This is a genomic window from Burkholderia sp. 572, assembly GCF_040545135.1.
Lineage (GTDB): Bacteria > Pseudomonadota > Gammaproteobacteria > Burkholderiales > Burkholderiaceae > Burkholderia > Burkholderia cepacia.
The window spans coordinates 97095-123858 of record NZ_JBEPLH010000001.1; the positions used below are offsets into that span (position 1 = coordinate 97095).

General features: G+C 66.2%; 17 protein-coding genes and 1 pseudogene. 6 read left to right on the top strand and 12 right to left on the bottom strand.

What is annotated here, in order from left to right:
* Window positions 1-169: 169 nt before the first annotated feature.
* The 5 genes from ABIC51_RS00435 to ABIC51_RS00460 all read right to left on the bottom strand — a co-directional run bounded on the left by ABIC51_RS00435 (window position 170) and on the right by ABIC51_RS00460 (window position 13716).
* Window positions 170-838 (bottom strand): response regulator, encoded by a 669-nt coding sequence (locus tag ABIC51_RS00435; RefSeq protein WP_146254624.1) that lies wholly within the window; start codon window positions 836-838, stop codon window positions 170-172.
* 616 nt (window positions 839-1454) lie between these two features.
* Window positions 1455-4559, bottom strand: coding sequence for an ATP-binding protein (locus tag ABIC51_RS00445; protein ID WP_175898631.1), 3105 nt, complete (start codon window positions 4557-4559; stop codon window positions 1455-1457).
* 593 nt (window positions 4560-5152) lie between these two features.
* Window positions 5153-8560 (bottom strand): two-partner secretion domain-containing protein, encoded by a 3408-nt coding sequence (locus tag ABIC51_RS00450; RefSeq protein WP_146254627.1) that lies wholly within the window; start codon window positions 8558-8560, stop codon window positions 5153-5155.
* 236 nt (window positions 8561-8796) lie between these two features.
* Complete coding sequence (locus ABIC51_RS00455) at window positions 8797-11880, bottom strand: two-partner secretion domain-containing protein (RefSeq protein ID WP_334070346.1); 3084 nt, start codon at window positions 11878-11880, stop codon at window positions 8797-8799.
* Window positions 11881-11943: 63 nt separating this feature from the next.
* Window positions 11944-13716, bottom strand: a complete 1773-nt coding sequence (locus ABIC51_RS00460) for a ShlB/FhaC/HecB family hemolysin secretion/activation protein (protein WP_226128232.1) — start codon at window positions 13714-13716, stop codon at window positions 11944-11946.
* A 294-nt stretch (window positions 13717-14010) separates the two neighbouring features.
* Here ABIC51_RS00460 and ABIC51_RS00465 point away from each other — a divergent pair, with 294 nt between their 5' ends.
* The 3 genes from ABIC51_RS00465 to ABIC51_RS00475 all read left to right on the top strand — a co-directional run bounded on the left by ABIC51_RS00465 (window position 14011) and on the right by ABIC51_RS00475 (window position 15474).
* The gene (locus ABIC51_RS00465) at window positions 14011-14643 is read left to right on the top strand and encodes a LysE family translocator (protein WP_027789972.1); all 633 of its coding nucleotides are present in this window, start codon (window positions 14011-14013) and stop codon (window positions 14641-14643) included.
* 215 nt (window positions 14644-14858) lie between these two features.
* Entirely contained in the window at window positions 14859-15200 is a 342-nt protein-coding gene (locus ABIC51_RS00470) for a type II toxin-antitoxin system RelE/ParE family toxin (protein WP_175898627.1), read from the top strand.
* Window positions 15187-15474 carry a helix-turn-helix domain-containing protein gene (locus ABIC51_RS00475; protein ID WP_146254629.1) on the top strand — a complete coding sequence of 96 codons (288 nt, stop codon included), beginning with the start codon at window positions 15187-15189 and terminating at the stop codon, window positions 15472-15474. Before ABIC51_RS00470 ends, ABIC51_RS00475 begins: the two co-directional genes overlap by 14 nt.
* Window positions 15475-15553: 79 nt before the next feature.
* Here ABIC51_RS00475 and ABIC51_RS00480 read toward each other — a convergent pair whose 3' ends face one another.
* The 3 genes from ABIC51_RS00480 to ABIC51_RS00490 all read right to left on the bottom strand — a co-directional run bounded on the left by ABIC51_RS00480 (window position 15554) and on the right by ABIC51_RS00490 (window position 17671).
* Window positions 15554-16243, bottom strand: coding sequence for a YebB family permuted papain-like enzyme (locus ABIC51_RS00480; protein ID WP_027789975.1), 690 nt, complete (start codon window positions 16241-16243; stop codon window positions 15554-15556).
* A gap of 179 nt (window positions 16244-16422) precedes the next feature.
* Window positions 16423-16992 carry a hypothetical protein gene (locus ABIC51_RS00485; RefSeq protein WP_027789976.1) on the bottom strand — a complete coding sequence of 190 codons (570 nt, stop codon included), beginning with the start codon at window positions 16990-16992 and terminating at the stop codon, window positions 16423-16425.
* 220 nt (window positions 16993-17212) lie between these two features.
* A complete protein-coding gene (locus ABIC51_RS00490; RefSeq protein ID WP_006749370.1) occupies window positions 17213-17671 on the bottom strand; it encodes an Lrp/AsnC family transcriptional regulator in 459 nt (152 codons plus the stop codon).
* Window positions 17672-17797: 126 nt separating this feature from the next.
* Here ABIC51_RS00490 and ABIC51_RS00495 point away from each other — a divergent pair, with 126 nt between their 5' ends.
* The 3 genes from ABIC51_RS00495 (at window position 17798) to surE (ending at window position 19931) form a co-directional block, all read left to right on the top strand.
* Entirely contained in the window at window positions 17798-18532 is a 735-nt protein-coding gene (locus ABIC51_RS00495) for an AzlC family ABC transporter permease (protein WP_027789977.1), read from the top strand.
* Complete coding sequence (locus tag ABIC51_RS00500) at window positions 18525-18833, top strand: AzlD family protein (RefSeq protein ID WP_027789978.1); 309 nt, start codon at window positions 18525-18527, stop codon at window positions 18831-18833. The genes ABIC51_RS00495 and ABIC51_RS00500 overlap by 8 nt, the downstream gene beginning before the upstream one ends.
* A gap of 318 nt (window positions 18834-19151) precedes the next feature.
* Window positions 19152-19931, top strand: coding sequence for a 5'/3'-nucleotidase SurE (gene surE, locus ABIC51_RS00505; RefSeq protein ID WP_146254631.1), 780 nt, complete (start codon window positions 19152-19154; stop codon window positions 19929-19931).
* 144 nt (window positions 19932-20075) lie between these two features.
* On the opposite strand, the gene ABIC51_RS00510 is transcribed toward surE, so the two are convergent.
* The 4 genes and pseudogenes from ABIC51_RS00510 to ABIC51_RS00525 all read right to left on the bottom strand — a co-directional run bounded on the left by ABIC51_RS00510 (window position 20076) and on the right by ABIC51_RS00525 (window position 26622).
* Window positions 20076-20897, bottom strand: a complete 822-nt coding sequence (locus ABIC51_RS00510) for an SDR family NAD(P)-dependent oxidoreductase (protein ID WP_021160587.1) — start codon at window positions 20895-20897, stop codon at window positions 20076-20078.
* Window positions 20898-20911: 14 nt separating this feature from the next.
* Window positions 20912-21385: pseudogene (locus ABIC51_RS00515) on the bottom strand (MFS transporter); the annotation flags it as partial.
* A gap of 55 nt (window positions 21386-21440) precedes the next feature.
* Window positions 21441-24086 carry a GH92 family glycosyl hydrolase gene (locus tag ABIC51_RS00520; protein WP_175898623.1) on the bottom strand — a complete coding sequence of 882 codons (2646 nt, stop codon included), beginning with the start codon at window positions 24084-24086 and terminating at the stop codon, window positions 21441-21443.
* Window positions 24087-24153: 67 nt separating this feature from the next.
* Window positions 24154-26622, bottom strand: a complete 2469-nt coding sequence (locus ABIC51_RS00525; protein ID WP_226128234.1) for a GH92 family glycosyl hydrolase — start codon at window positions 26620-26622, stop codon at window positions 24154-24156.
* Between the last annotated feature and the right edge of the window lie 142 nt (window positions 26623-26764).

A 26764-nucleotide genomic window follows, 5' to 3' on the forward strand; every position in this document is an offset into this window, starting at 1 on the left:
GATCTCGTTGCTCGTGGTCGGGCGTACCGCATCATTCGCCGATGCGGGCGCATCGGCTCCCTGGAAAACAGGGTAGTCGGGTCGCGTGGCGTGCCTCCGCCCGCACGCAATGCGTCACTCGGCGGCGTCTGCCCCGAAGCCGGCCGGAGCGGCAGCCGGCCCTCGCGCGTCATGTCGACGCGGTATCGTCGTCGGACGCGCCGGCGAGCTTTTGCTCATCGTTGTAACGGATCAGATCCGCGTCGCGAACGATCCCGAGTTTCTTCATCGCGCTCGATTTCTGCGAACTGATGGTTTGCTTGCTGCGATGGAGCTGCGCGGCGATCTCGCCCACCGTGTAGCCCGCGCCGAACAATCGGACAACCTCGATCTCGCGTGTCGTCAGTGCGCGGGCGACGGGCTCGGATTCGATGTCCTGCAAGAGCTGCTTGATGTACGGCGACATGTAGTTCGCACCGACGTACGCGGCATGCACGGCGCCGATCAGGTGCGAAATCGCGTCCGACTTGCTGAGGATGCAACTCACGCCCTGCTTGTGGATCGCGCGCAGCACGCTCGGATTGTCGATCATCGTGATCGTCACGATATGGAGCGCCGGATAGCGGCGCTGCAGGAACGACAGCAGCACGAGCCCGTCGCCGTACTTGCCGCCCGGCATCACATAGTCGAGCACGAGCACATCGCTTTGCTGCGCGTCGAGCGCTGCGACCAGGTCCGTCGAGTTCGAAACGGTGCCCACGAGCTTGATCGTGCTGTTGCCTTGCAGCGACTGCGACATGCCGAGTGCGGATGCCGGATGATCGTCGGCCACCATCACGCGCACAAAGAATTCGTCCATGTTCCTGTTTCCCCGAGGCTTTCAGTCACGCTTCCGGTCCCCGCCGCGACGGGGAGCATGCTCGCGCCATCGTGTCGATGGCTGGCCATATTAGGCGCACCGGACAAATAGTGACTCAATTTTAGGATAAATCCCGCTTCGCCCTGCAATTTGCGTGGGCCACGCGGCGGACGACAGGTGCCGGCGCTCGTGATACGCACGACCTGTCCGCACGGACGCGCCGCGCAGATTGCCGAAGCTCAAGACGGCTCGGCGCCGTTACGGGATGCCGGCTACGCTCTCACGCAGCACGGGCGGGCCGCGACGCGGCGCTATCGGTGGCTCGAATCGCCGGGCAGGTCACGCGAGTTGCCGTCCACCCGATTTTTCCACTCGTTCAGCGTACGGCGCCGCTGAACCGGTGACATGAGCAGAAACTCGTTCATCATCGTCAGGAATTCCCGACGGGACTTCTCAGAGAGCGCGGCAAAATCGAGCAACAGTGCGAATACCTTCCCTATGTGACGCACGACGTTCCCCTCCAGTATTGATTTGAAATCTGCCGCGCGACATGAACGTGCGCCGGCACCCTGCCCTTGTTATTTTGGATATGCGTTGACGCGTACGCTGCTGTTGGTTACTTGTCATACAAAGCTGTTTCATGATTGGTTGAGCCCAATGAGCAAGCGGCCACGCACGGTTCCTTCGCCGAAGTCGCGGCACGCCGCTGCCCCGCATGCGCAAGCGCGCCGCGCAGGTGACCGAGCGTCACGGGTTTTGTCAATACGCGCCGCACACCGGCTGCCGCGCATCGGTGCATGCCTTCGGGCGTCAAATGCGACGTCACGACCAGTACGTCGCACGCGGGATCGACGCCGCGCGCCGCTTCCGCCAGTTGGTGCGCGCGCATGTCGGGCAGATCGTCGCCGATCAACAGCACGTCCCATTCGCCGCCGGCCAGCGATTCGAGCGCCGCACGCCCCGATCCGACCTCGGCTGGCGTGCAGCCGAGCGCGTACAGTTGCTCGCTGAAAATCGAGCCGTTGATGGTTTCGTCGTCCGCGACAAGCACGCGCAATGCGCGACTGCCTGACGCGACCACGTCGCGCGACGATTCGGCCATCGCCGAATCGCGAGCATGCGAATCGTCACGCCGCGGGGCATCGCCCGATACGGCATCAATCCCGCTTTCGTCTCGCATCGGGCCGCCGAGCGCCAGCGCAGCGCGCAAGCCACCGAGCGAATAACTCGATACGCGTACCGTGTCGCCCGCGCGATACGGTTCGAGCGGGCCGTCGGGTATCGCGAGTATCAGCGATGCGCAATCGCTCAGGCTGGCCAGATCTGCGTGCGACCACGTGTCGGAATCGCCGAACAGCACGACCGTGCCCCGTCGTGCAATGCCGGCCGGCAGACTCGACGGGCTGTCGTACACACTGACGTCGAATCCCCATGCGCGCAGATGCGGCAACGCAAAATCGCGCCACCCGAGATGTGCGGCGATCAGCGTCAGCCCGTGTGCGTGAGCCGTGCGCGGCCGGTCGAGTGCGACGACGTCCAGGCCGAGCGGCAGAAGCACCGTGAAACGGCTGCCGACGCCCGGTTGGCTCGCCACTTCGATGCGGCCGCCCATCGCCGCGACGAGCCGGTCGCACAGCACAAGCCCGAGCCCCGTGCCCCCGTAACGCCGCGTGATCGACGTATCGACCTGCGAAAATGCGTTGAACAGCTTGCGTCGATGTTCAGCGGCGATGCCAATGCCGGTGTCCTCGACCTCGACCGACAGTTCCGGCCTGTCGTGCCTTTCTGCAACGACCGCGACGCGCACGGTCACGCGGCCGACATCGGTAAACTTGAGCGCGTTGCTCAGCAGGTTGCGGAGCACTTGCGCGAACCGGGTCGGATCGCCGCGCATCTGTTGCGTACTGCTCGCATGGATCTCGCAGAATAGCTGCACCCCCTTCGCCTTCGCGATCGTCGCGAACGCGTTCAACTCGCGCTCGATCGTCGCGATCACGTCGAACTCGATCGATTCCACCGACATCGCACCGGCCTCGATCTTCGAGAAATCGAGAATGTCGCTGACAAGCGCGAGCAGGCTCGTCGCCGACGTGCGCAACGTGTGCACGCGATCATGCTGGGTCGCGTCGAGCGCCGAGCGCTCGAGCAGTTCAAGGTTGCCGAGAATCACGTTCAGCGGCGTACGGATCTCGTGGCTCATCGCCGCGAGGAACGACGATTTCGCGGCGTTGGCCGAATCGGCCGCGCGCACGGCCTCTTCCAGTTGCTGCACAAGCTGCCGCTTGGCGGTCATGTCGGCGACCGCGGCGATCAGCACGTCCGTTCCCTGATAGCGTGCGCCGCACGCAATGAATTCGAGGTGCAGATGCGCGGCTTCCACGCCCCCCACCAGGAGGTCGTCGTGCAGCACGCCGCCTGCGTCGCCGCGCGCCTGCCATGCGTCGGCCACCTGGCTCGACAGCGCGTGATAGTCGCCGCCGATCCTCCCGACCATGTCCGTGAGCGCAGGGCTCGCGAGCATGAAACGCCCGTCGTCGCGCGCGATCAGCCCGAGCCCGATCGGCGCCATCTCGATCACGCTGCGGCACAGCGCTTCGCTGTCGAACACGCGCTGCGAACGCGTGTAAAGCGGCACGAACTCTCGCCGATGAAAGCGCAGCAGCAGCCCCCACATGACCATGAGCGCGAGCAATGTCGCGGCACCGAGCATACCGGCAGAATGCGCGACGCCGGCCGCGATGTCGGTCCACGACAGCGCATACGCAAGCGTCCAGCCCGTCGATTCGAGCTTGCCGTGAAACAACAGGAAGCCGTCGCGAAACACGGGTGCGCCCGACGACGACGCACCGTCCCGCCACGGGTTCAGCTTCAGCAGGCTTTCCACGCGATCGGCATCGTGCGCCGACGGATCCATCGTGACGAGCCGGCCATCGGCCGTCGTGATGTAGAACGCGCCTTCCGGGCGATAGTCGGCAAGCCAGGACAGCAGGTAATCGGGTGGATATTCGGTGACGAGCACCGCAAACGGTTTACCGTTGTCGCGCGCCTCGGCCGCAATCCGGATACGCGACTGCCCCGACACGTGATCGATGAACGGCGCCAGCCAGCGCACATGCGGACGCGTATCGGCGATGCCAGGATACGGGCGCTCGAAATCGACGCGCAACGCGTCCAGCACGCGCGTACGGCTTTCCAGTGAAACCAGTGCCGGATCGTCGCGGTCCCGATGGGGAATCAGCGCGAGCAATCCCGTACGCGTGCTGTAGTGGTAGCCCTCCAGCGTACGCCCGCGATTGATCGAACTGGCCGCGCAGATGCGCGACAGCAGCACCGACAGCGACAGATAGCGCGCGACTTCGGCCCGGTTGCCGGTTTGCGCCGGCACACCGACGATGAGCGACGGATACGGCCGGGTCGCGATGCGTTGGTCGTTGGCGAAGAATTCGTCGACGACGGCCGCCGGCGCGTCGCTGGCCTCCTGCCAGATCAGTTGCGCGTTCGCGACGCCGTTGCGGAACGAGGTTTCGCTCACGTGGATTTCGTTGAGCGTCTGCTCCAGGCCGTTCAGGTAGTTGCGCCGCGCCCCCTCGACGTAACCCGAGACGATCGACGCCATCCCGAGACCGCAAGCGATCAGGACAAGGACGGTGACGACGATTCCGCCGCCGAACACCGAAATGCTCTGGTAGCGACGAAGGGATTGAAGCGGGCTCTGCGACATGGCGCGCGGCGACGATCGCGAACGCAACCGGAACGACATCGTTCCGGCACCCGTGATCGTCTCGGAATACACCTGAAAAAAGAGGGATTTCCGATCATGCCAAAGGCCCGCGCGGGCGTCCTCATCGAATGAACCATTTCGTACACGTCACACAGAATGTCGAAATAATTTCGGACTTGACCGAAACTTGATGCCGCAAATATGAGTCGCTTGTTCCGCATTGCGTTGAATGCGTGTTCGGCGGATCAACCTCTCGGGCAACGCAATGTGTCGAAGTTTTTTAGAGATAACTCCGATCGCGCTGCCGCCATGACGCGTACTGCCGACGCGAATACCGACTGTTCCGACGATTCTGCGGGCGTGCCAGGCTCGCCGCCAAAAAGAAAAGGTTCTTCACGAAGCGACGTGAAGAACCTTTGAAAGGCATCGTTTCGACGACGACCGGTCGGCTATGGCATGCATACCACCATCGCCGACCGGCCAACCCGCCCGGCACCTGCGCCGAACGGACGTCGGATCGAAGCCGCGACAGCGCGATGTGCCCGGGAGGCGAGCGTCACGGCAACGAACGCCGCCTCCCGGAACGGGACCGATCAGTTCCCGATTTCGCCGAAATTGAGCCCCGCGAGCGGCACCGCCGCCGCGCTTCCGCTCACGCCATTGCCGCGCATCCAGCCGAAGTTGAGGCCGACCAGCCCGCCGTAGAGCTGGTCGTAGCCGGCCGTGTAGGCAACACGACTGCTCGAGCTCGAACGCTCGACGGTGCCGAAGTTTGCACCTGCCACGCCGCCCAGCCATGCGTTGTGCCCGCCGGACACCGCACCCGACGACGACGACGACGCGATCCTGCCGTCGTTTTCGCCGACGAGACCGCCGACCTTGCTGCCATCGCCACCCTTCGCCGAACCGAACGCGTCGGATGCATCGATCGATGCGCTCATGACGTTCTGCCCGACCAGCCCGCCGACGTAACTATCGTCTCCCGCGACAACGTCGCCCGACGCGCTTGACGACGACACGCTGCCTTCGTTGCGCCCGACCAGACCGCCGGCACTACCCGTACCGGCAATGTTGACGGCCCCGCTCGCGCTGGAACCTGCCACCTTGCCCGCGTTCGTACCGACGAGCCCGCCTGCGTTTCCGTTCGCGCCGGCCGATACGCTGCCGGCCGCCGAGGAAGCGATCACGGTGCCGCGGTTTTCGCCCACGAGGCCGCCCACGGTGCTCGATGCGCCGGCGACAACCGACCCGCGTGAATCGGACGACTTCACACTTTCAGTGTTGATGCCGACCAGGCCACCCGCCACGCTCCGCGCACCGACCTTGACCGTCCCATCGGCCGACGAACCTTCAATCTCGCCGTCGTTCAAGCCGACGAGCCCGCCGGCCTTCACGTTGTCGTGCCCGTCCACGTTGCCATACGCATTCGATGCGAGCACCTTGCCGAGGAACCCGTTGCGGCCAACGAGGCCACCCAGTTCGCTGTCGGCACCCGTCGACACGTCGCCGTTCGCGGTGGATGCGCTGACGGTGCCCGCGTTATATCCCACGAGCCCGCCCGCTACCGCGGCGTTGCCGGCCTGAACGCTGCCGTTCGCCATCGACGCCAGGATCGTCGCACGGTTGACGCCGACGAGCCCGCCGACGATGGCCGACTTGCCGGCAACGACGTTGCCGCTCGCCGTCGACGCGGCGATCTTGCCGAGATTTTCCCCGACGAGGCCGCCCGCCTTGGCGTTGTCGCCCACGGTCACGCTGCCCGTCGCGTCGGAGGCGTCGATCGATGCGGTGTTGTAGCCGACGAGGCCGCCCGCCGTCGCGTCATGGCCGGCCAGCACGCTCGCGGACGACAAAGATGCCTCGATGCTCCCGCGTTCGTGGAAACCGACGAGACCGCCGACACGCGCGCCGCGGGCCATGGCGGTAACGCTGCCTGCTGCCGTCGACGCCGTGATGACGCCGCGGTTGAGACCGACCAGACCGCCCGTGTTGCCGGCCGACTGGCTGCTGACCTGTACGTCGGCGCGGCTGTTGCTGATGATCGCGTCGCCGCGATTCGGCCACAGGACAGTGAGGTTTTCTCCGACCAGACCGCCGACGGACATCGCATCCTTGTCGCCTTCGACACGGCCGGAAACGGATGCGCGATCGATCTGCCCGCTCCAGTTGCTGCCGACCAGACCACCGACGATCGTACGGCCTCTGCCGCTGACCAGGATGTCCTTCGCCTTCACGTTCGAGATCTCGCCCATGTTGTAGCCGGCCAATACGCCAACACTGACGGGCGCGCTGTCGGCCGAACCAAATGCCCGCGCCGTGATTTTCTCAAGCGTGAGGTTGGCGATACGGCCGGTATTGGCCGCGAACAACCCGACGGCCGCCACGCCGGGATTCGTAACCGACAGGTTGCGCACGGTATTGCCCAGACCGTCGAACACGCCGCCGAAGCTCGCGCTGCTGCCGCCGAGGCTGCGGAATTGCGCGCCCTTGCCGTCGACCGCATTGCCCAGCACGTAGCGGCCGTTCATGTTGCCTTCGACGTCGCGCAGCCCCGCCAGATCGTGAATCACCCGATACGCTTCGCCGTTCGCCGAGAACGATGCATTGCGGCCCGACAGCGTGACCACCGCATCGTCGTTCGTCAGCGTGTGGCCGCTGCCCGAGTTCAGCGCCAGGCTCGCGTTTTCGCCCGTCAGCGTCAGCTTGTTGCCGAGCCGGATTTGTTTTGCCGCGTTTACCGTCACGCCCGCGTTCGCGCCGCTCGCCGTCAACGCCTGCTTCAGCTCGACGTTGCCCTTTTTCGACGTCAGCGCCAGCGCGTTGTCGCTCGTCCAGCTCACCGCGTCGCCCACCGTCAGGTCGCCCGACGTGTTGGTCAGCGCCACGTTCGTCGTGCCCAGGTTGCGCGACAGCGTCTGACCGTCGATCGCGTCGGCGCCGACCCCAGCGTTAGCCGCCTCGATCGTCCACAGGCCCGCCTTGCCCGACGCCGCACGCGTATCCACCTGCACGTCGCGCGACACCACCACCCGCTCGCCGCGCGTCGTCACCGTGCCGCCTGCCGTCGACGCATCCTGCGCGCTCGCGTCCAGTTTCCCGCCGACGTAAACCTGACCGCCGTCGAGCGTGATCTTCCCGGCGCGGCTGCTCAGCCCCTTCGCCTCGATCGTGCCGCTGTTCTTCACCACCGAGCCCAGCAGATCGCCTGCCGCGCGCGCCGTCATCAGCACTTCCCCGCCGTCCGCCTTCAGCAGCCCGCCGTTGTTCGCCTGAGCGTCCACCGCCCCGCTTTCAACCTGCAGGTTCAGCAGGCCGTTGCCGTCGAAGTTCACGTTGAACGCATTGCCCGCGCCCAGCGCCACGCGGCCCATCTGCGCGCGAATCACGCCCGTGTTCGATACGCGTGCGCCCAGCAGCGCCACGCTGCCGCCGTCCGACGCCGCGATCGTCCCGGCGTTCTCCACCGACTGGCCCGACGTCCCCGCGAACCGGTAGCGACCCGCCAGGAAATCCGCGTCCGACAGGTTCTGCGTCGACGCCACCAGACCGCCAACGTTCACCTGCGCGCCCGCGCCGAACATCACCCCGTTCGGGTTCACCAGGAACACGCGCCCGTTCGCGTCCAGCTGGCCGTGAATCTGGCTGCCGTTCGCACCGATCACCCGGTTCAGCGCGATCGACTGGTTCGTCGGCTGCTTGAACGACACCCGCTCGCCGCCGCCCACGCTGAAGTCCTGCCAGTTCGTGATCAGCTTGTCCGTGTGCTGGTGGATCGACATCGTCTTGCCGTCCGCCGATGTATCGATGTTCGCGCTACCCGACTTGATATCGCCACCCGTCGGCAGCGCGTATGCGCCCGACGCCACCAACCCCAGCAGCGACACGCCCGCCGCCAGCAGGCGCTTGCCGCCGCCCGACTTGCCGCGACGGCGTGCGGTTTCCCCGACCGCGCACCAACCGCCCTGCACCTCATTCCATACCAATGAATAGGCCTTGTTCATTTTTCATTTCCTCATGATTGACTGGCATACGCGAATCATTTCGTATACCTATACAAACCGCTTATCGAGCGTGGAACGAATATGTTCGTTGCTCGTTTCGCGGATTACGGCACCATCGGCACCATGCTCGCCGGCTCTAACCTGCCGCGGAACCGGCATGCCGTGTTCGGGGCGACAACCGTCCGATCCTGGTTGCCACCCCGGGGCATTCGCGCCCTGCTCTTCACCGAGATGAATTACCGCTTGTCGTCGATCCAGCCCACGTTGACGCTGGCGAACGGTTCACGTGCGGCCGCGCCGCTCGTATTGCTCGATTCGATGCGCCCCGTGTTGAATGCAACGAATCCGCCTCTCACCAAGGGCATGCCCACCTCCGAGTCATCAAACTTCGAACTCGTATGCGACGAACGGATCGCGCCATAATTCGTGCCCACGAACCCACCGGCGAACGAACCCGCGCCAGCGACCATCCCCGACGATTCCGAATCGGCAATCAGCGCGCCATTACCGTTCGCCCCAGCGAACCCGCCGACGAACAGGCCGCCGACGGCCGTCACGTTGCCCGATGCCTTCGAGGCCCGGATGCTGGCTTGTTGGCCGATGTTTTCGCCGACCAGACCTCCGGCGTAGCTGTCGCGGGCCGCCGTGACCGATCCGGTCGCACTCGACCCCGAAACCGTTCCGCGGTTCAGGCCGACGAGCCCACCGACCCGGCTCGCCGAGCCCGCACGCACGGCTCCGCTCGCCGCGGACTGCTCGATGGCCCCGTCGTTCACGGCGACGAGTCCGCCCACGCTGCCTCCCTGCCCCGCGCCGACATCGCCTGCCGCCGTGCCTCGCCGGATGACGCCCGCGTTCCTGCCGACCAGACCTCCCACGACGCCGCTCGCAATGTCGGTCACGTTTCCGTTCGCCTCCACGTTGTCGAACACGCCGCCGTCGACGTTCTCCCCCGCGAAGCCGCCTACGGCCGCGGCGCCTTTCGCGTACACCGCGCCGAACGCTTTCGAGTCCTGGATCTGGCCGCCTTTGTTGAGGCCGATGAATCCGCCGACCGTGCTGCCGTCCATCGCGCTGACGATGCCGTGCGCCGACGAACCACGAATCGTGCTGCCATCGCTGCGGCCGACCGCGCCGCCGACGAAGCTCGACTTCCCGGCCGACACGTCGACCGTCGTGGTTGCGTTGTCGATCATGCTGTCCACCGACTGACCGACGAGGCCGCCCGCGTACACGCGGTCACCCACCGAGATCCTGCCGGTACTCTTCGAATTCGACACCGTCGCTTGAATACTCCTGCCGACGAGACCGCCGACGGCACGCATGTAGTTCGACGACCGCATGCTCGTGATCTCGGCATCGGCCTGGCTATTCGTGATCCGCGCCCCGAATGCATGCCTGCCGGCAATGCCGCCGATTGAATCAGCCACGTCGTTGGCTGTGATGCGGCCCTGGAATCGAGCGCCGTCGATGACACCGGCGATGTTGTCGCCGACGAGGCCGCCGACGAGGCTGCTGATCTTCCCGTTCGACGAAACCGTCGTCTTCGTCACGCGAACGTTCGAGATCGTCCCGCCGTGATTGGCTCCGGCGAGCGCACCGACCGACGCGGGCGTTCCAGTCGCGGCTTCGTTGACGGCGAACGAGTCGAGCGCGAGATTCGCGATACGGCCGCGATTCACCCCGAACAGGCCGACATACTGACCGTTGCCATTGATCGTCAAGCGGGAAATTGTGTTGCCCAACCCGTCGAACACGCCGCCGAATGCGCCGTCACCGCCGAGGCTGCGGAATTGCGCGCCGTTGCCGTCGATCGCATTGCCCAGCACGTAACGACCGTTCATGTTGCCGTCGACACCGCGCAGCCCCGCGAGATCGTGGATCACCCGATACGCTTCGCCGTTCGCCGAGAACGACGCATTGCGACCCGACAGCGTGACCACCGCATCGTCGTTCGTCAGCGTATGCCCGCTGCCCGAGTTCAGCGCCAGGCTCGCGTTTTCGCCTGTCAGCGTCAGCTTGTTGCCGAGCCGGATTTGTTTTGCCGCGTTCACCGTCACGCCCGCGTTCGCGCCGCTCGCCGTCAACGCCTGCTTCAGCTCGACGTTGCCCTTTTTCGACGTCAGCGCCAGCGCGTTGTCGCTCGTCCAGCTCACCGCGTCGCCCACCGTCAGGTCGACCGACGTGTTGGTCAGCGCCACGTTCGTCGTGCCCAGATTGCGCGACAGCGTTTGACCGTCGATCGCGTCGGCGCCGACCCCAGCGTTAGCCGCCTCGATCGTCCACAGGCCCGCCTTGCCTGACGCCGCACGCGTATCCACCTGCACGTCGCGCGACACCACCACCCGCTCGCCGCGCGTCGTCACCGTGCCGCCCGTCGTCGATGCGTCCTGCGCGCTCGCGTCCAGCTTGCCCGCGACATGCACCTGGCCACCGTCCAGCGTGATCTTCCCGCCGCGGCTGCTCAGCCCCTTCGCCTCGATCGTGCCGGTGTTCTTCACCACCGAACCCAGCAGGTCGCCGGCCGCGCGCGCCGTCATCAGCACTTCCCCGCCGTCCGCCTTCAGCAGCCCGCCGTTGTTCGCCTGCGCGTCCACCGCTCCGCCTTCGACCTGCAGGTTCAGCAGCCCGTTGCCGTCGAAGTTCACGTTGAACGCATTGCCCGCGCCCAGCGCCACGCGACCCATCTGTGCACGGATCACGCCCGTGTTCGATACGCGTGCACCCAGCAACGCCACGCTGCCGCCTTCCGTCGCCGCGATCGTCCCCGCGTTCTCCACCGACTGGCCCGACGTGCCCGCGAACCGGTAGCGGCCCGCCATGAAATCCGCATCCGTCAGGTTCTGTGTCGACGCCACCAGGCCACCCACGTTCACCTGCGCACCCGCGCCGAACATCACTCCGTTCGGGTTCACCAGGAACACGCGCCCGTTCGCGTCCAGCTGACCGTGAATCTGGCTGCCGTTTGCACCGATCACGCGGTTCAGCGCGATCGACTGGTTCGTCGGCTGCTTGAACGACACCCGCTCGCCGCCGCCCACGCTGAAGTCCTGCCAGTTCGTGATCAGTTTGTCCGTGTGTTGGTGGATCGACATCGTCTTGTTGTCCGCCGACGTCGCGATGTCCGCTTGGCCCTCCGCAATCACGCCGCCCGTCGGCAGCGCGTATGCGCCCGACGCCGCCGCCAGCCCCAGCAGCGACACGCCCGCCGCGAGCAGGCGCTTGCCGCCGCCCGACTTGCCGCGACGGCGCGCCGTTTCCCCGACCGCGCACCAGCTGCCCTGCGCTTCGTTCCATACCAATGAATAGGCCTTGTTCATTTTGGTATCCTCTTCAATTTATAATTGGAAACCCGCCTTGCCAGACGGACCGATCACGCGTGCTCAGAAATACTGAGCGGCCTGAACCCATACGCTCGGCGCGCGGGTCGGCGAACCGAACGCCGCACCGAGCGGCCACGCGGCCGTCAACATCACCTGGCGCTTCGCGCCGTACCAGCTCGCGCCGACACCGCCGGCCTGCATGTGCTGCATGTTTCGCTCTCGTGTCCATGGGTGCTTGTCGGCCTGCACGCGCCCGGCGTCGACGAACGTGCTGACCTGCCATCCGGGCGCGACGAGATAACGCAACTCGGCGCTGGCCTGCCAGCCCTGGTCGCCACTGCCAGCGCCGAGCGCATACGCGCGCACGCCATACGGGCCGCCGAGACTGAATTTCTCCGATTCGTCGAGATTGCGCGACGCGAGCTGCGCGCTGAATTGCGTGTACAACTCGAACCGACGCCCCAGCGCCTGCACGCGCAGCGCGCTCACATTCAGCTTCGCAAAGCTGCCGATCGACTTCTTCAGCGCATCCGCCTCGAACGGATCGTTGCTGCGCAACCGTCCGATGCCGAACATCACCGAGAACCCGTTTCGGCCGCCACCCAGCCAGCCGTCCTGACTGTTGCCGCTGACGCCGAAGGTCCACAGGCCGACGTTCTTGTCGCGCCGGATGTCGAAGATGCCGTAGTCGTCGCGCAGGTTCTTGTTTTCGTACTGGATCTGCGCGGTGACGCTCAGGGTGCGCGCGCGCACGAGCGGCTGCGTGACGTACGCGGTTTGCACGCTCGCACGGCCCTGGGAATCGAGATCGGAAAACGCGCCGCCGAGCCGGTAGCGCAGCGACGAATACGCGACGCCGACCCGCGTCGACGCGGGCCCGACCGGTACCTGGTAGGCGGCACGGTAGTAGCGCTGCAGTTCGTTGCTGACGAGCCCGCGCAGGCTCAGGCGATCGCCGAGCCGCAGCGGTGAATTGACGTCGATACTGCCGCCGAGACGGTAGCGCCCGAGCGCCACGTCGCCGAAGTTGTCGAATTCGAGCGATCCGGACGCGAGCGGCCCTTTGTCGGCGTCGACGACGAGATCGGTGGTGCCCGGCATTTCGCCCGGACGCAACGTGCCGCGCGCACCGACGCCGGCCAGGTCGTCGAGCAGCAACAGGCTGCGCTCGAGATCGGGCCCGCGTACGACGTCGCCCGGATGCAGCGCGGAGAGCGGCTGACGCAGCGCGGCACCGAGCACGCGCGAATGGTTCTGGATCGTGATGGCGCCGTAGCGCCCTTCGGTGATTTCGATACGCACGACGCCGTCATCGATGTCCTGGCGAGGCAGGTAGGCGCGTGCAAGCACGTAGCCATGGCGGCGATAGAAGGCTGTGATACGCCCGGCGGCGCGTTGCAGGTCGGCGAAACTCAACGTGCCGCCGGCCAGATCGGCGACGAGCGGCAGCAGTTTGTCGCTGCCGAACACGGTATTGCCGTCGAGCGCGAATGCGCGAACGAACACGAGCGGCCCCGACTCCGGCGCGCTCTCGGCGGCCTCTTCCGACGGCGGAACCGTAAGCTCTGGCGCGGATTCCGGCGGCAGATCCGGACGCGGCGTCTCGATGTCGCGCATCGCTCGCCCCGCGTCCGGCACTTGCGCAAGCGCCGGTTCGAACAGGCCCGCGGCACCGCCGCAGATCAGCGCCGCGCACAATGCGTGGCGGGCCCGCCGCGTCACGCTTGCGTCGCGCGGCACCGCATACGAACCGCCATCGAGCGATCGTGTCGCTTCGACGTTACCGATATCGACCCGACGGTGGTCGACGACTTGCATATGATCTACCCACATGGAACAGGTTCGGACCTTGCCGGCAAGGCACTTGCCAGCACTGACTCAAGGGCCGAATGCTACAGACAGACATTTCGCATGTATTTAGATCACGTACGAAAATTCGTGACTAAATTGTTAATTGCTGATGCAGTCGCACGAAGCGAGCGAATGGTCAAGACGGCTTCCGTTTTATCGAAAGGATGGAAGCCTGTCGGCCGTCGGCCAAATCATGGCGCGAGCACGGTTGACCGCCTGCAGCGGCACTCCTAAACTGGCATTCCTTTTTACGCCGCTCACGCAAAAGGGATTCCCATGATCGACCTCTCCACGCTCGCGCTGTTCTCCGGCGCGTGTCTCGCGCTGACCGCCACGCCGGGGCCCGACATGCTGCTGATCGCGTCCCGCAGCGTGAGCCAGGGCCGGCGTGCTGGCTTTGCGACGCTCGCCGGCATTCAGGCCGGCACTTACTGTCATGCACTCGCCGCCGCGCTCGGGCTGTCGCAGCTCTTTCTCGCGGTGCCGATCGCGTACGACATCGTGCGTTTCGCCGGCGCCGCGTATCTGCTCTATCTCGCGTGGAAGACGTTCCGTTCCGACGCAACCTCGCTGTCGCCTGTCGCGTCGCAGCGTCGCCACTCGACCACTACGATCTTCCGTCAGGGCCTGACGACGAACCTGCTGAATCCGAAGATGGCGCTGTTCGTGCTCGCGCTGTTCCCGCAGTTCGTGCGGCCCGAGCATGGCTCGATCGCCGTGCAGATTCTCGTGCTCGCGACGGTGCTCAACCTGATCGGGCTCGTCGTGAACGGCGCGGTGATTCTCTCCGCGAGCCGGCTGAGCCGGCGGATCGGCGCGCGCCGCCGCGCGTCGAAGCTGCCGCAATACCTGCTCGGTACGGTGTTCGTGGGGCTCGCGGCAAGGCTCGCGGTGGCGGGGCGGAACTGATCTCGCTTCCTGCAGAAGCGCACGGGCAGGCCTGATATCCATTCGGATAACTAGTCGAAATCAGGCCACCGGCAAACAATCTGGCTCGCACATCAGCAACGAAGCACCGGAGAAACGTCCAGACGTTTCTCCGGTGCTTCCGTGCATTCGACGAGCCGCCCTCATGACAGACACGACGGCGCTCCTTCCTGCAAGGAAATAACAAATTTGTTACCATGCGAACCGTCGCGGATGAAATCCATTTCTTCAGCGAGCAAGTCGAGGCTGGCGTATTTGCGTTGCCGAAAACGCTGATCGCCAGATTCTTCGCACTCGCTGACCGCATGGAGCAGTACGGCCCGAATCTGGGCGAACCTCACACCAGGCCGATGGGCGACGGGTTGTACGAAATGCGGTTGAAGGGCCTGGAAGGTATCGCACGTGTGTTTTACTGCGCGGTCGTCAACCGGCGGATCGTCATGCTTCACTGCTACGTGAAGAAGACGCAGAAAACGCCGCAGAAGGACCTGGAGACCGCGCGCCGCCGATTGAAGGAGATTCGAGATGGCAACCTATAAGGCACTGCGCGAGCGCGCGTTGGCCGATCCGACGGTACGCGCCGAGTACGACCGGCTGAACCGCGAGGAATTCGCGCTGCTCGACGCAATGCTGGCCGCCCGGCGAGCCGCCGGTCTTTCGCAAGCCGATGTGGCAGAGCGCATGGGCACGAAGGCGCCTGCCGTCACGCGGCTCGAACGTGCACTCGCGACAGGCCAGCACTCGCCGTCGATTGATACGCTGCGCAAGTATGCGGCCGCATGCGGCAAGAAACTCGTGATCTCTTTCGCCTGAGTCGCACCAACGCACGGACGTGCATGAATCGGCCGTCGGTTCCTCGCGCGACTGATCGCCCAAGTGCCTTGCATCCCGCCTAATCCCCGCCCGCGCAAGCATCGTCGGTACGATCGCGCGTATCCACTACCACGCGCAGTTCCCGGCTGTCCATCAAGCTCGCCGGCGTCACCGTGCGGCGCTGCCACGGAATCCGCCCGAAGTACCAGACCTTCCAGAAACCGAGCGGATGATCGGGATTCCGGCGCAGCAGCGTGTCGAAGGTTTCGACATCGCCGAGCGTGATCCGCGTCGCGTCACGCACAACCTCCCGAACAAAACGCGAACAGAACTGCCGGCGCGACGCGAGATTGAAACCCGTGTCGTAGACCACGCCGACCCGGCGCATCGCCGCGTCGACGAGCCGGCGCCGCTGCGCGGCATCGAACGGCTGCTTCAGCCGCGCGATCACGCATGCGCCGCGATGGGAACGCGCAAGAAACCGCGACATCGTCGTGACGCGCGACAGCGGAAACGTGCTCTCGGCGACGAGCGGCTCGCCACCGCGCCGGCCGACGACGATCCCGACGTGATTCGTCCACGACCGTGTCGCGCTAGCGACCTCGAGAAACGGCCGCACCGTCACGCGGATGAACACGATGTCGCCGATCTCCGGCTCGACCGGCAACGGCATGTCATGAGGTTCGGGAGAACCGGTGGAGAAAAGACGCCGCCGGCCCGCACCGGGCGAGCGGATCATGAGCGGCTGGCAGCCGGTGTCGACAATCATATGGACCTCGCGAGAGTGAACATGGCGCGAGGATGTCAGCAGCTACCGCGCTCCGCATCCGCTTCTTGTGCGAGGGCGTGAATCCGTGCCGCCGGGTGGCGGATTTCGATACCGGCGTGAGGTGCGCGGCGTAAGGCGCGAAGCGTAAGGCGCGAAGCGTGAGGTGCGAGGCCGAGCCGTCAGCGCGTCGCGCCCAGTGCCACGCGCAGCCGTTCCATCAACTGCGTGTAATGCCGCAGCACGTCGTCCTTCGGCACGACATTCGCGGTCGCGAAACGCTCGGACCACGCCGGCTTCCATTCATACGCCCCGTGTACGCTCCGGTCGCCGTCCGGCGACTGGATCAGCGAGCGGATTCGCGCGTCGCGGCCCGGGCCCGTGTGCATGTCGAACAGCGCGTGGATATACGTGTGATACGCGTCGTACACATCCTCGTCGAACAGGTAGCGGTAGATATGAAACGTGCGGTCGAGCTCGCGCTTCGCGCGGATCACGTCGTCCGGCGAGATGTCCTTCCAGTAGCCGATCCACGTATAGAAGCACAGCAGCGCATTGAGCTGTGGCGCGACCGCGTCGTACAGCGCGAGGCGCTTCTCGATCAGCCGCTGGTTGGTCCACTGTACGAGTTCGAGCCGCTTCAGCCGACGCGCGACGAGCCAGCCGAGGCAGGCCACCGACAACGGCGTCAGCACGCCGAGCACGAGCTTGACGATTTCCAGCGAATTCCACGGATTGTTGAATGGCTGCATGAATGGCCCGACAAGAAGAAACGCATCCGCGCCGGCGCATGACCCGGCGCGCAGCACCGCCTGCCCGATCGCATCGACATTGACCGTTAGTTGCTTGCGCATCGAACATCGCACGGCGGTGCGTGCGATACGTTCGAAGCGGCGTGACTCGCCAGATTACCCGGCGATTGTCACCGAGACCTGACCGTTCGTCGAGTCATCGCCTCGCACCCGTTCGGCGCTAGGTCGGCAGCGCCGACGTCAGCTTGACCTTCTGCATCGGAATGTCGGTCTTCACGCTCAGCACGCCGGGAATGCGCGTGAGGGTTTCCATCTGGAAGCGCCGATAGTCGTCGATGTCGGCCGCGACGACGCGCAGCAGGAAATCGCAGTCGCCCGCCATCAGGTGGCATTCGACGACTTCCGGCATCTGCTGGACGGCATCGGCGAAACGGTTCACGGATTCCGCGTCCTGCCCCTTCAGCCACACGCGCGTGAAGATCGTCAGCCCCTTGCCGACCTTCGCGGGATTCAGCACGGCCACGTATTTCTCGATCACGCCCGCTTCCTCGAGAAGCCGCACGCGCCGCAGGCACGGCGACGGCGACAGCCCGACCTCGTGCGCGAGCTCCACGTTCTGCATGCGGCCGTCGCGCTGCAGCGCGCTCAGGATCCGCCGGTCGATGGCATCCAGTTTCATTTGGCATCCGATTCCAAAAAATTCGCAAATCACGCGTTCAATGCCAAATTCTCTGAAAGTTATGGCCACAACGCAACCCGATTCGAGTCAAAAAAGCAGACAATCCCTCCCCCCGAAGGAGGAGTAATGAGCAGTAGCGTTTCAACGTCGTCCGGGCTTCGCGACAAGCCCGCCTATGTCGCCGAGATGGGCCGCGGTTTGCGCGCGGCGCTGCCCGTCATGCTGGGTTTCGTGCCGTTCGCGCTGGTCCTCGGCGCGCAGGCCGCGCAGAAAGGGCTCAGCCTGTTCGAGGTGCCGATGATGACGGGCCTGAATTTCGGCGGCGGTTCCGAATTCGCGGCGATCCATCTGTGGACCTCGCCGCCGCATATCGCGCTGATCGTCGCGATGTCGTTCCTCGTGAATTCGCGCCACATCCTGATGGGCGCGGCGTTTGAGCCGTACATCCGGCGCCTGCCGCGCCGCCGCGCGTTCGTCGCGCTGTTCTTCATGTGCGACGAGAGCTGGGCGATGTCGCTCGCCGACGCGCGCTCGCGCTCGGCCACGCACATCAGCGTGCCCTATTACGCGGGCATCTGTATCGGGCTCTACCTGACGTGGATCTCGATGACCACGCTCGGCGCGGCGGTCGGCCCGACGATCGGCAACGTCGAGCAGTACGGCTTCGACATGGCGTTCACGGCCGTATTCCTGGTGCTGCTGCGCGGGATGTGGAAGGGAATGCGCGCGAGCCGTCCGTGGTTCGTGAGCCTCGTCGTCGCGGCGGCCACGCACCTGGCTGTGCCCGGCGCATGGTACGTCGCGGCCGGCGCATGCGCGGGGCTCGTCGCCGCGTTGCTGTGGGAGCCGCGCGATGCCTGAGCTTCCGGATTTCAGCACCGTCGCGACGATCGTGCTGATGGCGTCGACGACCTACCTGTCGCGCATCCTCGGCTACGTGCTGCTGCGCAACCGCACGCTCAGCCCGCGGATGGCATCGGTGATGGAGAACGTGCCCGGCTGCGTGCTGATCTCGGTGATCGCGCCAGCCTTCGTGTCGACGCGGCCGGCCGACCTGCTCGCGCTCGCGATCACGCTGCTCGCGGCGACGCGCCTGTCGATCCTGCCGACCGTCATCGTCGGCGTCGCGTCGGCGGGGCTGCTGCGGCATCTGATCGGATAGGGCCTGTTCCCGCTGATAGCGGGCTTGTGAACGTGCGTTGCCAGCCGTCCCCCAAGGGGACGAGCGACGACCGATCTCGCGCTCCGGCCGGCAACGCACATTCTCCTGTTTTGGAAATAATCATTCGCGGGGCTAGCCGCCGGAAGGGCCGATCGCCGCTTACGTGGCATCTCAACCGACGAACGGGCGCACAATGCGCCCGTTTTCATGTCCGCGCCGACGACGCAACACGACGATTCTCGCGCCGGGATGCTAGCCTTGTGGCTTGCGCCACGCCGCCCTTCCCTCTCATCGCCCATCTCCGTGAGGATCGTCCCGATGCAAGAAACCCGCCCGCTTTTCGACCGTGTCCTGCTGACCAACGACGACGGATTCGACGCCCCCGGCCTTGAAGTACTCGAACAGGTCGCCATGCAACTGGCGCGCGAAGTGTGGATCGTCGCGCCGGCGGAGGACCAGAGCGGCACGTCGCATTCGCTGAGCCTGCACGAACCGCTGCGCGTGCATCGCAAGGGCGAACGCCGCTTCGCGGTGCGCGGCACGCCCGGCGATTGCGTCGCGATCGCGGTCAGCCACCTGATGAAGGACGCGCGGCCCGACGTCGTGCTGTCCGGCGTGAACCGCGGTGCGAATCTCGGCACCGAAACGGTGTTTTCCGGCACGGTCGGTGCCGCGATGACGAGCATGCTGGTCGGCGTACCGGCCATCGCGCTGAGCCAGGCCTTCACCGATCGCAACGCGGTGCCATGGAACACCGCGCTCGCGCATGCGCCGGACGTCATTCGCCGGCTCGTCGCCGCCGGCTGGGACAGCGACGCGTGCCTCAACGTGAATTTCCCGGCACGGCCGGCCGACGACGTGCGCGGCCTGAAGGTGACGAACCAGGGGGCCGGTACGCTGCAGGGCGTCGAGATCGTGTCGGGCCGCGATCCGCGCGAGATCGACTATCACTGGCTGAAGCTGGCCCGCGCGCCGCGCGAGGACGACCCGGATTCGGAAACGGTCGCACTCGGCGAAGGGTATGTCGCCGTCACGCCGCTGAAGTTCGAGCGCACGCACGACCAGGCGCTCACGCAACTGCGGTCGCGCCTCGGCTGATCCGCGTACGCGGGCAGGAAAGCGGTCGCGGCAATCGCGTGCATGATTCTTGCGCGCGGCTGTCCGGCCGCGACATTGCATCACGACATCACCGCATCACCGCATCACCGCATCACCGCATCGCCGCATCGCCGCATCACCGCATCACGTCAGGTTCATCCCCCCGTCGAGCATCACGATCTCGCCCGTCACGTAATCGGACGCGACGAGCATCGCGACCGTCTGCGCGATGTCATCCGGCGCCGCCGCCCGCCGCATCGGCGCGCGCTCGCGCCAGAGCTGCTGCGCGTCCGTCCAGTCGGCCGTGAGCGGCGTATCGACGAGCCCCGGCGCGACCGCGTTGACGCGAATCGCCGGCGCGAGCGTGCGCGCGAGCAGCCGCGTCGTGTGATTGAGCGCGGCCTTCGCGGCCGCGTAGGGAATCGACGCGCCCTTCGGCCGCACGCCCGCATGCGAACTGACGTTCACGACGCACCCGGCCCGCCCGTGCGACGCCGCCTCACGCAGCGCGGCCTCCGCTTCGGCGACGAGCCGGAATGGCGCGATCACGTTGATCTCGTGCATCTCGCGCCACACGTCGGGCGTCGCCGCGGCAAGGTCGTCATGCGGAATCACGCGGCTGACGCCCGCATTGTTGACGAGGACGTCGAGCCGCCCGTGCACGGCCAGTGCGTCGCGAATCAGCCGCACGCGTTCGGCATCGTCGGCGAGATCGGCCTGCACGTAGGCCGCGCCGAGTTCGCGCGCCATTGCGCGCCCCACGTCCGCCGAACTGCGCGAATGCAGGATCACCGCATAACCGTCCGCCGCCAGGCGGCGCGCGATCGCCGCGCCGATTCCCGACGTCGATCCGGTGACGAGCGCGACCGGCCGATGCAACCGCGACGCGCGCGGCTCGGCGACGGTTTCGGTTTCAGGTTCCGTTTCGGGAATCGGGGCAGAAATCGGCGGAAGCGGCGCGTCCATGTCGGGGAACCCTGTCAGTGGCGTTCCCGCATCATAAGCGCGACGACGTCTCCCAGACGCGAAAGTCACCGCGGCCACCACGAGGGTCGCTCCGGCGAAGCCGAATCGGCCGGCCATCCAGCCGGCCGGCAACGCGCGGATCGCACAGCCGAGATCGCATCAGAACCGATACACGCTCGGCGAGCGAGCGCGCCCGCCAGCCGGGACTGGACGCATCGGACGCATCGGCCGCATCGGACACGGCGGCAATCAGGCCCGGACAGACCATCGCCGTGCCGAGACCGGGCAACACGCTCGCCACGAGCCGCCAGCGCAACCGCCCCGTCAGCGCGGCCGGCGCACGCCTTGCCGCCCGCACCCGCATCCCGGCGACGATCAGCCCCTTGCTGCCCCAGCAGTCGCTCAGCGGCCCGGTGACGATCCGGCAACTGCCCCACACGGCCGGATAAGACGGCCGCAAGGATGCCGATCCGCTCGAAACCGGCGCCGCCGGATGAAGCCAATCGGCCCGCGTCGATGCGGGCCGCTTGCTGTTGCCTGCCGCTACTTCCCTGCCAACGTCAGCGAAGGTGCGAGCGCGCTGTTCGGATCCTGACCGTTCCACTGGCTGACCCAACCATCGTTCGGCGTCGCCCCCATCACGAAATCGAGCGTGCCGCCGGCCTTCATCTCGTCGTACGTGATGTACGGCCGATGCAGCGGCACGCCGTTCAGGCTCACCGACTGCACATAGCGATTGACCGACGACGGCGCGCCGCCGCCGGCCGTGTGCGCCGTCACGGTGAAGCGCCGCGACTTGCCGAACTTCAGCGCACCGCCGTCTCCGCCGCCCGATGCAACCGGGATGTCGAGCGTCGCTTCCGCGAACAGCGGCGTGCCAAGGTAGAACACGCCGCCCACCGGATTCAGCGAATAGGTGCCGAGCGCGGACAGCACGTACCACGCGGACAGCTGCCCGCAGTCGTCGTTGCCGGGAATGGCCGAATCGCGCACGCGGCGCGGGTCGGCCAGCGCGGCCTTCAGGCTGTCGCCGCTCAGCAGCGCGCGATCGCCGGCCGTCAACGTCAGCGAATACATGTCGTCCATCACCGTGCGCACGCGGTCCTGTGTCTTCGACGGCATGCCCGCGACGTCGTACAGGTACGGCAGATGGTTCGCCGGCTCGTTCCCGGCGAAGAACTGGCCGCTGCGGCCGGTCAGGTCCGGAAAGCCCTGGTTGCCGAGGAAGGTCAGCGGGTTCGCCGGATCGAACGTGCGATCGAGCTGCGCGATGAACTGGCTTTTCCCGCCGAGCAACGCAACGAGCCCCGGGAAGTCGTGGAAGATGTTCCACGTATCGATCCACGCATTCGATTCGGAGAAGTCCGTCTTCTCCGCCGCCGTCGGGTCGAAGCCCGCCACCCAGTTGCCCTGCGCATCCTTCGGCTGCGAGAACTTCCAGCCGTTGTTCAGCGTCGGGTTGAACACGTTCCGGTAATTCCGGCTGCGCTGCAGGTAGGGCCGGTAGTCGGCCGTGCTCTTGCCCGCCGCCTTGCCGACCGCGGCCGTCGCCCAGTCGTCGAACGCATAGTCCTGCGTCGTCGACACCGATGCGTTGTCGCCCGCGACCACGTAGCCGCGCTGGCGGTACTGGTCGAAGCCGTGCGCGCTCGCGCCCTGCGTGGTGGTCAACGCGGTCCAGATGTCGTCGATGCCCGCGCTCGTCAGGTGCTTCAGGTACGCGTCGGCGATCAGCGGGATCGACGGGTGGCCGGCCATCGTGAAGGTTTCCGTTTGCGCGAGCGGCCACACCGGCAGCTCGCCCTTGCCGTTCTGCCTGAACTGCGTGAGCAGCGACTTGACCCAGCCGTCGACGCGCTCGGGCTGCACCAGCGTCATCAACGGCGACTCGGCACGGAAGGTGTCCCACAGCGAGAACGTCGACGAATAGTCGAAGCCCGGATTCGCGTGCTTGCTCGTCGTCGGCGGCGACGTCGTGCCGTCGTTGGTCGAATCGGTGCCGACGTAGCTGCCGTCCGCGTTGTTGTAGACGGTCGGCGCGAGCATCGTGCGATACAGCGACGTATAGAACATCGTCCGCTGGTCGGCGCTGCCGCCCTTGATCCTGATCCGTCCGAGTGCGTCGGCCCACACGCGTTCGGCCGCGCCGCGCACCTGGTCGAACGACTTCGCGCCGACTTCCGCGGCGAGATTGGCCTGTGCATCCGCGATGCTCGACGGCGAGATGCCGACCTTCACCGTAACCGCGCCGCTGTCGTTACCGTCGGCGAACGACAGGTAGGCCTTGAAGCCGTCGGCGCTGAACGCGACGTGTTTCGTATCGAACGGCTTCGAGAAACGCGCGACGAAATACGTCGGCTTGTTGTTCGCCCAGTTGTTCGTGATCTCCCAGCCGGCGATCGTCTGCGCATCGACGACCCGGATCTTGCCGCTCGCGGTCGAGCCGCCGATCGGGTTGTCGATGCTGACGATCATGCTGCGCTTCTGCGCAGCCGCGCTCGGGAAATACGTGTAGCGATGCACGCCCGCGTGCGCGGTGGCCGTCATCTCCGCGAGAATCTTCGCGCCCTTCACGTTCCACGGCGTGCTGCCGCTGCCGACCGGCGCCATCTTCACGCGGTAGTAGCCGGGGCTCGCGGTTTCGTCGTCGTGGCTGAACGACGCGTTGTAGGTGATCGACGCATCGGCGGCCACCTTGGCCAGCGTCGCGGTGTCGACCGGCGCCAGCGTCGGCAGGAACCGCACTTCGCCACCCGAACCGATGCCGGTGCCCGACAGGTGCGTGTGCGTGAAGCCGGTGATGAGCGGATCGTCGTACTGATAGCCGGACGTGCGATCCCAGTTCCACGGCAGCGTGTGCGCGCCGCCGGTCGTGTCCGGCCCGAGCTGCACCATGCCGAACGGCACGGTCGCGCCCGGGTACACGTGGCCGTGGCCGCGCACGCCGCTGCTCCAGTCCGCGTTGATGTCGAGGTTCGCGGTGCCGATCATCGGATCGACGCTGCGCAGCAGCGATCGCTTGCCCGCGCCGCCGTTCTCGCCCTGGTCGTTCTGATCGCCCTGGTCGTTCCGGTTGCCCTGCGCGTTCGACATCTGCGCGAGCACGCTCGCATCCGTCGAAGTCTGATCGCCCCCGCACCCCGACAACACGGCAAGGCACCCGATACCCACCACATGACGTAGCTTCATCCGTTCGTCCCTCCCTCTCTCTGCGTCGATCCTGTCGGCAAGAACCGCTCGTTGATCTTCTCGACCGTTACGGCGCGCCGGCCGCCTGCGGGAACGACGGCATCGCGGATGCGTCGGTGCCCCACGTCGCCGCGCTCGCGTCGGCCGTCATCGAATACGACAGCTTTCCGCCCTTCGCGATGTGCTCGAACGGCAGCCACGCGGTCGGGTAAGGTGCGCCGTTCAGCTTCAGCGACTTCACGTAGAACGACGCGGCATCGCCCGAACCCGCGCCCGGCGCGACGATGTGCAGCAGGCGGTAGCTGCCGTCCTGCTGCCCGACGCGCACGACGATCTTCTCGAACTGCGGGCTCGCCAGCGCGACGCCGCTCACGCCCGGCACGACCGGGTAGAGACCGAGCGCGGCCCACACGTACCAGCCCGAGATCGCGCCGAGATCGTCGTTGCCGGGCAGCCCGGCCGCACCGGTGCCGAACGCGTTCGCGAGCGACGCGTGCAGCACGCGCTGCGTATGCGACGGCGCGCCCGCCCATGCATAGACCCACGGCACGGCCATCGTCACTTCGTTGCCGACGTAGAAGTACGGCTGCACGGTGCCGATGTTCAGGTGCGAGAAGAACGTGTCGAGCCGCTTGACGACCGGTGCGGCGCCGCCGGCCTGCGCGACCACGCCGCCGAGATCGTGCGGCACGTACCACGTGTACTGCTCCGAGTTGCCTTCCATGAAGCCGGTGCCGTCGGTGACCCAGGCGCCCGCCGACGTCTTCGGCTGGATCGCGTTCCTGTCGAACAGGTTCTGCCAGTTGCCGCTCGACTTCAGCAGCGTGCCGGCCGTCGCCGTATCGCCGAGCGCCGTCGCGAAGCGCGACACCGCGAAGTCGCGCACCGCATATTCGAGCGTGTTCGACGCCGTCTGGTTGTCGCCCGGGCCCGACGACGGCACGTAGCCGAGCCGGTCGTAATCCGCGCGGCTGCCCATCACCGGCGTGCCGGCGCATGCGGCGCCCGGCGTCGTGCTGCGCTTCATGATCGACAGCGCGGCCTGCGTGTCGAAGTTCGTCGCGCCGAACGCATGCGCGTTCGCGACGATGATCGAGCCCGCATCGCCGGGCATCACGGCCGTCTCGGTATTGAAGTACGCCCAGCGCGGGAACGCGCCGCACGCTTTTGCATCGAGCACGAGCGACTGCACGATGTCGCTGGTCCGCACCGGATCGAGCAATGCCTGAAGCTGCATGAACGAGCGGTCGATGTCCCAGCCGGAGAAGTTCGCGTACATCGTGCGGCCTTTCTCGACCTGACGCGTCGGCGCGGCCGATACGCCGTTCGACGCGTAGAAGTCCGGATACTGGCCGTTCACGTCGTTGAACACGTTCGGGTGCAGCGACGCGTGATACAGCGCGGTGTAGAACTTCGTCTTGTCCGCGTCGCTGCCGCCCGTGACCTGAATCGCGTTCAGGCGCGCGTTCCACGCGGCGCTCGCCGCGCGGCGTACCTTGTCGAAACGCCAGTTCCGGTTGCCCTGCGCATCGGTGCCCGGATTCTCGGCGAGCAGGTTCGCCTTCGCATTCGCTTCGCTGACGAACGAAATGCCGAGCTTCATCATCACGTCCGGGTGCTTGCGGTCGACATTGAACGTCAACGCCACGGGGCTGTCGTTCGACAGCGCCGGCTTCACCGCGAACGGCTGGCTGAATTCCGCGTAGTAGTAGACGGGTACCGCATGCCCGGCCCAGCAGAATCCGCCGCCCGCGATCGTGCCCGACAACGCGCGGTCGCCGGCCTGGCTGATCGTGTCGCCCGTCGAGCCTTGCGCGCGGTTGTTCAGCACGGTCGGATCGATCGCGATCGTCGCCTGCTGGCCCTGCGCGAGTGCCGGATACGTGAAGCGCGCGAAGCCGGTGCGCAGCGTCGTCGTCAGTTCCGCCTTGATGCCGTTGCCGAGCGTGACGCCGTAATAGCCGGCCTGCGCGGTCTCGTTCGCGTGGCTGAAGCTGGCGGGGGTGCCGGCGTCGCCGGGCGCGAGCTGCGGCATCACGTTCAAGTAGCCGCCGTTCGCCCAGCAGCCGGTGCCGCTCAGGTGCAGGATGCTGAATGCGTTGATCGACGTGTCGCCGTACCAGTAGCCGCCGGAGAAGCCGGAGCCGTCGCCTTTGCGGCTGTCGTACTGGGCGGTGGGCGTCATCGGGCTCCACTGCATCATCCCGAACGGGACCGTCGGCCCCGGGAACGTGCCGCCGCCCAGACCCGAGCCGACCGGGTCGGCCGGCTGGTCGGTCGCGTAGTCGGTGCCGATCAGCGGATTGACGTACTGAACGACGCGAATGTCGGCGTTCTTCTTCGATGCTGCGTTGTCGTTGTCGTTTCCATTGCCGTTGCCGCTGTTGCCGCCGTTGCCGTCTTCGTTGCCTTGCGACTGTGCCGCGGCCGACAGATTCGAAGCGGCTGCCGACGGCGAATCGCCATCGCCCCCGCACGAAGCCAAGCCAACACAGAGCGCCAGCAGCGCCGCTCTCAACCCCCAGTTCCTCGACATCGCCTGTCTCCGTTTCGTTCTTGAATCAAGCCGCTGATTCGAACTACTGAGCTTTAAATCAGGAATCTTTTCGTGACTTGTCGCGTACGCGGTCAATCGGTCGAAACTGCCGGACGCGTGTATTTATTTCCGTACCCGGATG